This is a genomic window from Bacillus sp. 05T31 (genome assembly GCF_056396725.1).
The window spans coordinates 1-8,264 of record NZ_JBFTMA010000240.1 but is presented as its reverse complement, the minus strand read 5'-3'; the positions used below and the strand labels follow the sequence as shown (position 1 = coordinate 8,264).

The following is an 8,264-nucleotide window of genomic DNA, read 5'->3' as shown; positions in this document are numbered from 1 at the left end:
TCCCTATACTCTGTATGGTTAATTTATGCAGCTGGTTTAAAGAATTTATTGCTTGTTTCAATCGTATATGGTATTGGGATTCTCGTGTATATGTTTGCAAGAAAAGAAAAAGGGAATCGTTGTTTTKCAGGCAAAGAGCGATATGTGATGTGGGCAATTGTTATTGCAGCTATTACATCACTTTATATGTTACTGACAGGAACTATAAAAATGTAAAAGTCCTTTTAATTTAAAGGGCTTTTTTCCTTGTCTAGAGAATATTTAATACATAAGATATTCAGGAGGGATGAAAATGGAAGAAAAAGAACAGTTGTCTAGAATTATGGATTTAGCTAGTGATTTAAGGAAAGTATTAGTACAAGAATCTTTTTTTAATCATTATCCTGAACTTCGAGGCGTGATTGAAAATTTAGCGAGTTCTGTAGAGAATTTGGCGAGTTTGCAGCAAAATAAAGATGAAAATGCCGAAGATCGATTACGGTACGTACTTGCTAAAATGAAAATCGCTCATAATGCCATTTTACAAGAAAAAAAAGCATTTCCTTCTCATTAATATACGTTTTAATTTTGAACCTGACGGATGACGTCAGGTTTTTTATTTCTAGTTTTAGATTGTAGTTCATACAATAAGAATAGTATGAAAAAAAGAAGGTGACTACGTTGAAATTGCATAAAGCTCTTCATCCAAGTTTTATAAAGCGAATGTATTATATGAGGTTTATTGGGAAGTTTGCAAAAGCTGAGGGAGAGAAGAATGGAGAAAATTTCTTTGTACAATGTCTTTCTTCAATACCTTTAACTTTACAAGAGTTATTTCCGACTGGAAAATATTTGTTTGAAGGATTATGCAGTAATAAAAAGAATGAAAAAATCTTTACTGATTTAAAGAAGCATAAATTAGAAAAGCAACTGGTTATGTTTCGTCTTTATTATGATCGTGGAAATTTATTTCTGGAATTAATATGCACAGAAGAGCCTCGGGAAATAGCATCTTCATATAAATTGATTCCTTCACCAAAGGTCTCAAATTATAAAAAGAGAGCGTCTTTGGAACGGAAGTTAAGCAACGGTTATTTATCATTTCTTATGCCTAAATTACCAAAAGACTTTGAGCCTCCAGAATTATTGTGGCATGAAGGAAGGCTATATGGAAATTTATCTTTAAAATCATCAATAAGTTCAATTTCATATTTTGAGCAAAGAAAAGAATGCAAATATATTGAAATAAACGATTGGATGAAACATGTAGAAATAGCAGTAGATGATCATTTATATTTTGTAAGTGAAAATGTGTATGACCAACTAAATAAACGAATTGCTGAAGAAGGTAAGTTAGTTGAAGTAGAAGATATTAAAATGCAAAAGGATGACTGGGAATGGGATGAGCGTGAATCCTCTTTTTTGCAGTATGTACAAAGTATGGTTCGTAATAAAGGGTTATATTTGGATGATACAGATATATATAATTTTCACATTAGTATTAAAACCAATATGTTAACAATTGTTGGTGGTATACCAGGTGTTGGGAAATCACGCTTTGTGCAAGCTTAYGCAGAATCACTTGGGTTACGTTATGGGGAAGAATTAATTTGGATTCCGATTTCACCATCGTATCAAGAACCACATGATATTCTCGGTTACCTTCATCCGAATGGTAATTTTATTGAAAGTGAAACGAAGTTAGTTCGGACATTGTTAAAGGCTAAAGAAAATCCAAATCAATTGTATATAATTGTGTTCGATGAAATGAACATGTCACATATTGAGCATTGGTTTACTCCGTTTCTATCCGTTCTTCAACTTGAAAAGAAAAATCGTATTTTGAGTTTGTATGAGAAAGTACAAGAAATAGAAAATCAAATTCCACCTTCAGTGGAAATTGGTGAGAATATTATTTTCGTAGGCACTGTAAATTTTGATGAAACGACGAAAGAGCTTTCCGATCGATTATTAGATCGAACAAATTTGATTACATTACAAAAAATTCCGTTTTGCGAGATGAGTATAGAACATGAGAAAGTTGTTCAGCAACCCCCGCTGAAAGTAACAACGGGAGAATTTCGACTCAATTGGTTTAGGAATAAAGAGATGATCGAAGTGTATACTGAAGAGGAATTAGAGTTATTGGATAAGTTACATGATGTACTATCATCACACGATATATCAAAAGGAATTTCTTTCCGATGTGCAAGCGCAATCGCTACGTATTTGCAAAATATACCGTTCCAAAATAATCAGTCCTATATGATTAGCAGGGAAGAAGGTTTTGATTTGCAAATAAAGCAGCGTGTATTAACGAAATTAAGGGGGACAGAAATGACAGTGGGCCCTCTACTTTCTGAAGAAGCAAAAAGGGGAGCGACATTGATACCACTTTTACAGTCTCCGCTTGCAAATCGTGTATCTACATTTGAACATTCTTTAGCTTATATAAGACAAAAGCGTAGAGAACTGGAGCTGTATGGCTATGCAAAATGAGGAGCGTTATGAAACAGCAATCGTCGATACGAAAGAAACGCTCCCGTTTGTATTGAAGCTAATTATTGGTACTGAGGGGAAAGGCGATTATATTGAAGATTCTTCTTATTTGGTATTGTTAAGAAAGTTGCCACAAAAAATGAAAAGAATAAAACAAATTTTTAAGAAAGTAGAATCGAATGCGGAATTTGTACACGAATATGAATGGGAAACGAAAGCGCGGAAGACAACGAGAAAAACTGCCATTATGACAGAAAGAAAGCTTTATGCGAAATATTACAACCGTAAATTTAAGGAGCAAAAAAATAGTATTGAAAATGCATTTCTTAAATTTAAAACGATGCAATTCTATTATTATTTACTTGAAGCAGAAATTTTTGTACGTAAAACTATTGAAATACTAGAAGGAGAAAAGAAGAAAAAGTCAGATGAATTTCAAGCTGTTAAAACAATTATGAAAACGATTGAACGAAATGGATCCGTGACGGATAGGGAAAAACAAAAATATAGAAATCTACATTTACTGAAAGAAGCAGATTTACGGAAAAGTTCTGTGAAAATACAAGAATATAAAATATTAGCTCATATCGTATATGAAAGTGTGCAATACTTTCGAAATTTATTATATTCTCCATTTTGGAGGGAAGTTTCTGAAACAGCTACCATTAATTCGAACACTTTATCTATACCGCATCAACAATTAATCCACCATTTAGAATTGTTACCGCAACATACSGAGCAACCYCCATCTTTATTATTCGTATATAAACCAACGTTTTTAGTGTATGAGTATTACGCTTTTTTTATCGTTATTTCTATATTAGAACAAATCGGATTTGAAGATAAGAATCCTATTCGTGAACAAATACAAGAACATTTTTATTTAGACGGATTACAAGATGGAACGACAGTGATTTTACATCGAGATGATATAAAAGTGCACGTCGCGTTTAATGATTTAATTGAAACACACCCTCTTATTGCACTAAGCAAAGGAAGTAATTTTTATAACGGAGAGGACACAAAGAAGCCGGATATTCGTTTAGATTGTTATGTAAAGGAAGAAGAGAAGTATGTATATAAATCTYCTATTATTATCGAAGTGAAATACAGCCCTATGTACAATATTTTTCAGCCTGTCGGTAATACGAAAGCAACGGAGCAAATGTATAAATACTGGTCTATTAAGTATGTAGAAGAACAGAATGGTAAACGAATTTTTAAGCGAAGAGCGATTTATGAAGTGATTTGTGTATATCCAGGTAGCCATATGCATAGTAAAAAAATTGAATCTGGATGTGGAGTGTTTTTACAACTATATCCATATAAAACGAAACAAGGAGAAGAGAAGTTGGCTGGGAAGCATGGGATGATTCAAATTTTCGAGAAATGGTTAAAAAGTAATAAAATGTAAAAGAAATCCTTTTTAATGAAGGATTTCTTTAGGTTAAGAAGAATTATATGCAGTACGGAAAGACACATTATACGGTTCGAACTTGATAGTGATTATCACTTTTTTATTAGAGTAATTGGATCTTTTTATGTTTGTAACAGTATGGGGAATTAAGAGTTTTTACATGTGTATGAATGAGTAATAAATAGGAATTTAATTCATTTTGCAGAATATAATAAGACATAAATATTTTTAGTTGCATACGAAGATTTGTTCTTATATGATAGTAAGTGAAAGCGTTATCAAAAACAGAGCGGCGATGGGAAAGGCGGTTAAATATGTTCCAGCGTGTTCAAACAAAGGAAGAGCATTTTTGGTTCGAGCAACTGTGGGGAGATTTTTGTGAAGAAAGAAACTTAATGTTTGTAGAACGTAATTTAAATCCATCACGATTTTTATTAATAGAAGATGAACATCATATTGGTACAGTAGAATGTATTAAGTTTACAGTACCTGAACAATCAAATTCTGAGTTTTTCTATCCGTTTTCTAAAAATGATTTAGTGAAAGATTTGAAAAATGTGTATGAAATAGGAAAGTTAAGTATTGCGAAAACGTCTCGGGGGAGAGGACATTTCAAAAGGCTAGCAGCTATTTTATTTATGCATGCGTTAGAGACGAAAGCGGAATGGTATATTGCAGCAGTTACAAAAAGAATGTATATGTATTTACTTACACTCGGTTTTCCAATCGAACCGATAGATAGTCCATTCCAGTTTCATGATACTTTACAAGGTGTACCAGTGCGAATTCATGCTCGAAAAGGGGCTACACATCTGTATTCTTTGAAAGAATTCCGTGATATTATTCAAGGGAATGCTCATGCGCAGGCACTTATTGCAGAATACAGTAAAAATATTATGTTAACAAAATGAAAATATATGAATATGTATAGTATGAAGAAGAGTTACTTATTACGGGCATCTGTTTTCATACAAAAAGTAGACCCTTATTCTCAGAATAAGGGTCTACAATATTATAGTCCAAATATACTAAAAATCATTTTACGACGCTTCGGTTTCTTTTCTCTTTCATATGTTGGTTTTGCATCAGGAGTAATGTATATTGGTTCTTCTTTTTTTAGGGCAGCTTCTAGTTTTTGAATTCGTTCTAACATTTCCTCTATTTCGCGGCGATGTTGTAAAAGTTGGTATGTAACGACATCATTTGCTTTATCTTGCATTTGTTCTTCCATTCGATCTAGTCTTCTCGTAATTGTGGTAAATTGAGCTGTTAATTGCTCAAAATCATTCGATGATGTGTTTTGAACAATTGTGTTTACTTGAGTTTTTAATTTTTCTACATCATTTGAAGATGGTTTTTGAGTAGTTTGAGAGTTTTGAGGCTGGTCCATTTGAGAGCGATGGTATTCTAACATTAGATCTAAATCACCTTGTGTGAAAATAAAATGACCATATTTATTTTTTTTTATCGTAAGATTTAATTGTTGTGCAATCCGGACAACAGCCTTTGGGCTAACACCTAATTTCTTTGCGATAAATGGTGTTTTATATTCCAAAATAATCCCTCCTATATATATCCTGTTGAATGATTTCTAGTTATGTAGCAAGTTCCCTTCAGGTGTGACAAAAGAAGTGTGGAATCGGCAAAGAAAGTGTTTTTTCACGAAGTTCAGCTGTTTAGCACATACTATTTATATAAATCATTTTTAGTTATCGGAAAATTGGGCTTATTATAGTTTGACGATAATAAGCTAATTAGATTATCATAATTATAAATATCTTTTTTATGTATGCATATAATATATAAAAAGGTGGTTACTAATGTAGAATTTTATTAGAGTATAAGAATGCTTACTTCACTTGAATAAATTTAAGTAGGAGGTGGCTTCCTTGCTTACACTGTAAGTAAGGAAAAGTATTTGGACATATATAGTATAAGTATAGTGATTGTTTTAATTGCCTTAACGGCATTTTTCGTTGCAGCAGAATTTGCAATTGTTAAAGTGAGGAGTTCACGAATTGACTATTTAATTGCAAAAGGAAATAATCGTGCAATATCTGTCAAAACAATCATTACAAACTTAGACGAATATTTATCAGCTTGTCAATTAGGAATAACTGTTACAGCTCTTGGGATTGGGTGGTCTGGTAAACCTGCGCTAAAGCACATGTTTGATGTGTTGTTTGCAAATTGGAACGTCCCTACTCAACTCGCAGACATTTTAGCTATAATTTTAGTATTTTTGTTTATCACATTTTTCCATGTGGTAGTAGGAGAGTTAGCTCCAAAAACATTTGCGATTCAAAAAGCAGAACAAGTGAGTTTCTTTGTTGCTAAGCCACTCATTTTGTTTTATCGTATTGCATTCCCATTCATTTGGATTTTAAATGGATCAGCTCGGTTAATTACAAAGTTTCTTGGGTTGAAACCACCAAAAGGGCATGATGAAGTGCATTCAGAAGAAGAATTGCGGTTGTTAGTTTCAGAAAGTTATAAAAATGGTGAGATTAATCAATCTGAATATAAGTATGTGAATAAAATATTTGAATTTGATGATCGTATTGCGAAAGAAATAATGGTACCACGAACAGAGATGAATATTTTAAATAAAGAAATGCCTGCTGAAGAGGCTTTACAAAAAATGTCTCATGAAAAATATACGAGGTATCCGGTTGTTGATGGTGATAAGGACCATGTAATAGGCTTTGTGAATTTTAAAGATATATTTACAGATTTTGTGAAGCACCGAGTTGTTAGTGAAAAGACAGTGGAGCAATATATTAGGCCAATTATTTTAGTTATTGAATCTATCCCGATTCATGATCTATTTTTAAAAATGCAAAGAGAAAGAACACATATCGCTATATTAATTGATGAATATGGTGGTACATCAGGTCTTGTAACCGTTGAAGATATTTTAGAAGAAATTGTAGGGGATATTCAAGATGAGTTCGATACTGATGAACAACCGGAAATCCAACAAGTTAGTGAGACGAAAACGATTTTAGAGGGAAAAGTACTTGTTAGTGAAGTGAACGCATTATTAGGTTTGACTATTGACGACGATGATGTCGATACGATTGGCGGTTGGATCCTAACAAAAAATATTGAGATTTCCGAGGGGGATATCATTGAGATTGAAAATTATAAATTTTGCGTAAAAAAATTAGATGGACACTATATTAAGAGATTAGAAGTAACGAAACCTTCAGAATCGATTGTTATTGTAGGAGATGAAAAAAAGATTTCGCTCCAAGAACAAATTAGTTCGTAAACTCTGCTTTGTAGCAGAGTTTTTTTGAGCAAAATGTTTTTTGATGTATTAGGGCTATGATACAATTACACAAGTCAGACCTTTCACTAGGTGAAATAAATGAAATGTATTATTGTATACATATATTCGGAAGGAGAACCACTATGAAAAAACATTTATATATAAATGGGGTATGGAAATCAGTAGAGACGTATAAACCATTGTATGCACCATATTCTGAAGAAACATTAGCGGAGATTGCGCAAGGTACAGAAGATGACGTTAAGGAAGCAATAGTTTCGGCCAAAAATGCAATGAAAGAAATGAAAAAATTATCCGCATACGACCGTGCAACTATTTTAGAAAAGGTTGCACAAAAAATGGATGAGAGAAGAGAAGAGTTTGCAGAGATTATCGCAAAAGAAGCTGCAAAACCAATTCGTGCTGCACGGGGAGAAGTAGATCGCACTGTTCAAACATATAAGTTTGCAGCTGAAGAAGCGAAGCGAATATATGGTGAGACGTTACCATTAGATGCTGCACCAGGAGCAGGTGGCCGTATAGCGTATACAATTCGACAACCAATCGGGGTTATTGGTGCTATTACACCGTTTAATTTTCCACTTAATTTAGTAGCACATAAGGTAGGCCCAGCAATTGCGGCTGGAAATACTATTGTGCTAAAGCCTGCCGACCAAACGCCACTTTCTTCGTATGCATTGGTAGAATTATTTGAAGAAGCTGGTTTACCAAAGGGAGCTTTCAATATAATTTCTGGACCTGGATCTGTTGTAGGTGAGGCATTAGTAAAAGATGAGAACGTTGCTAGTATTACTTTTACAGGAAGTCCGAAAGTAGGTATTGGAATTAAGGAAAAAGCCGGGTTGAAACGAGTGACGTTAGAATTAGGATCGAACGCTGCAGTAATTATTGATGAAGATGTTGAATTGACAGACGAAATAATTGAACGTGTAAAATGGGGCGCGTTTGTGAATAATGGACAAGTTTGTATTTCAGTACAACGTGTTTTTGTGCATGAACGCAAAATGGAAGAGTTTATTACAAAATTAACGAAAGCAATGGAAAACGTTGTAGTAGGAGACCCGCTTCATGAAG

At 33.3% G+C, this 8,264-nt stretch carries 6 protein-coding genes and 2 pseudogenes; 7 read left to right on the top strand and 1 reads right to left on the bottom strand.

The annotated features are described in order from the left end of the window. From AC1DJR_RS15540 to AC1DJR_RS15520, 5 genes and pseudogenes are all read left to right on the top strand, one after another. A pseudogene (locus AC1DJR_RS15540) lies at positions 1 to 216 on the top strand (arginine-ornithine antiporter); the annotation flags it as partial. 76 nt (positions 217 to 292) lie between these two features. Beyond that, entirely contained in the window at positions 293 to 553 is a 261-nt protein-coding gene (locus AC1DJR_RS15535; RefSeq protein ID WP_429687306.1) for a LemA domain protein, read from the top strand. A gap of 107 nt (positions 554 to 660) precedes the next feature. Beyond that, a complete protein-coding gene (locus AC1DJR_RS15530; protein ID WP_002065222.1) occupies positions 661 to 2,478 on the top strand; it encodes an AAA family ATPase in 1,818 nt (605 codons plus the stop codon). A gap of 91 nt (positions 2,479 to 2,569) precedes the next feature. After that, positions 2,570 to 3,892: pseudogene (locus AC1DJR_RS15525) on the top strand (hypothetical protein); the annotation flags it as partial. Positions 3,893 to 4,209: 317 nt separating this feature from the next. Beyond that, entirely contained in the window at positions 4,210 to 4,806 is a 597-nt protein-coding gene (locus AC1DJR_RS15520; protein WP_002085820.1) for a hypothetical protein, read from the top strand. A gap of 101 nt (positions 4,807 to 4,907) precedes the next feature. Here AC1DJR_RS15520 and racA read toward each other — a convergent pair whose 3' ends face one another. After that, positions 4,908 to 5,450 carry a chromosome-anchoring protein RacA gene (racA, locus tag AC1DJR_RS15515; protein ID WP_002012665.1) on the bottom strand — a complete coding sequence of 181 codons (543 nt, stop codon included), beginning with the start codon at positions 5,448 to 5,450 and terminating at the stop codon, positions 4,908 to 4,910. A gap of 363 nt (positions 5,451 to 5,813) precedes the next feature. On the opposite strand from racA, the gene AC1DJR_RS15510 reads away from it, so the two are divergent. Both AC1DJR_RS15510 and AC1DJR_RS15505 read left to right on the top strand, forming a co-directional pair. After that, the gene (locus AC1DJR_RS15510; protein ID WP_429687304.1) at positions 5,814 to 7,169 is read left to right on the top strand and encodes a hemolysin family protein; all 1,356 of its coding nucleotides are present in this window, start codon (positions 5,814 to 5,816) and stop codon (positions 7,167 to 7,169) included. 143 nt (positions 7,170 to 7,312) lie between these two features. Further along, positions 7,313 to 8,264 (top strand): aldehyde dehydrogenase family protein (locus AC1DJR_RS15505; RefSeq protein ID WP_477002957.1); only part of this gene is annotated, 952 nt, incomplete at its 3' end.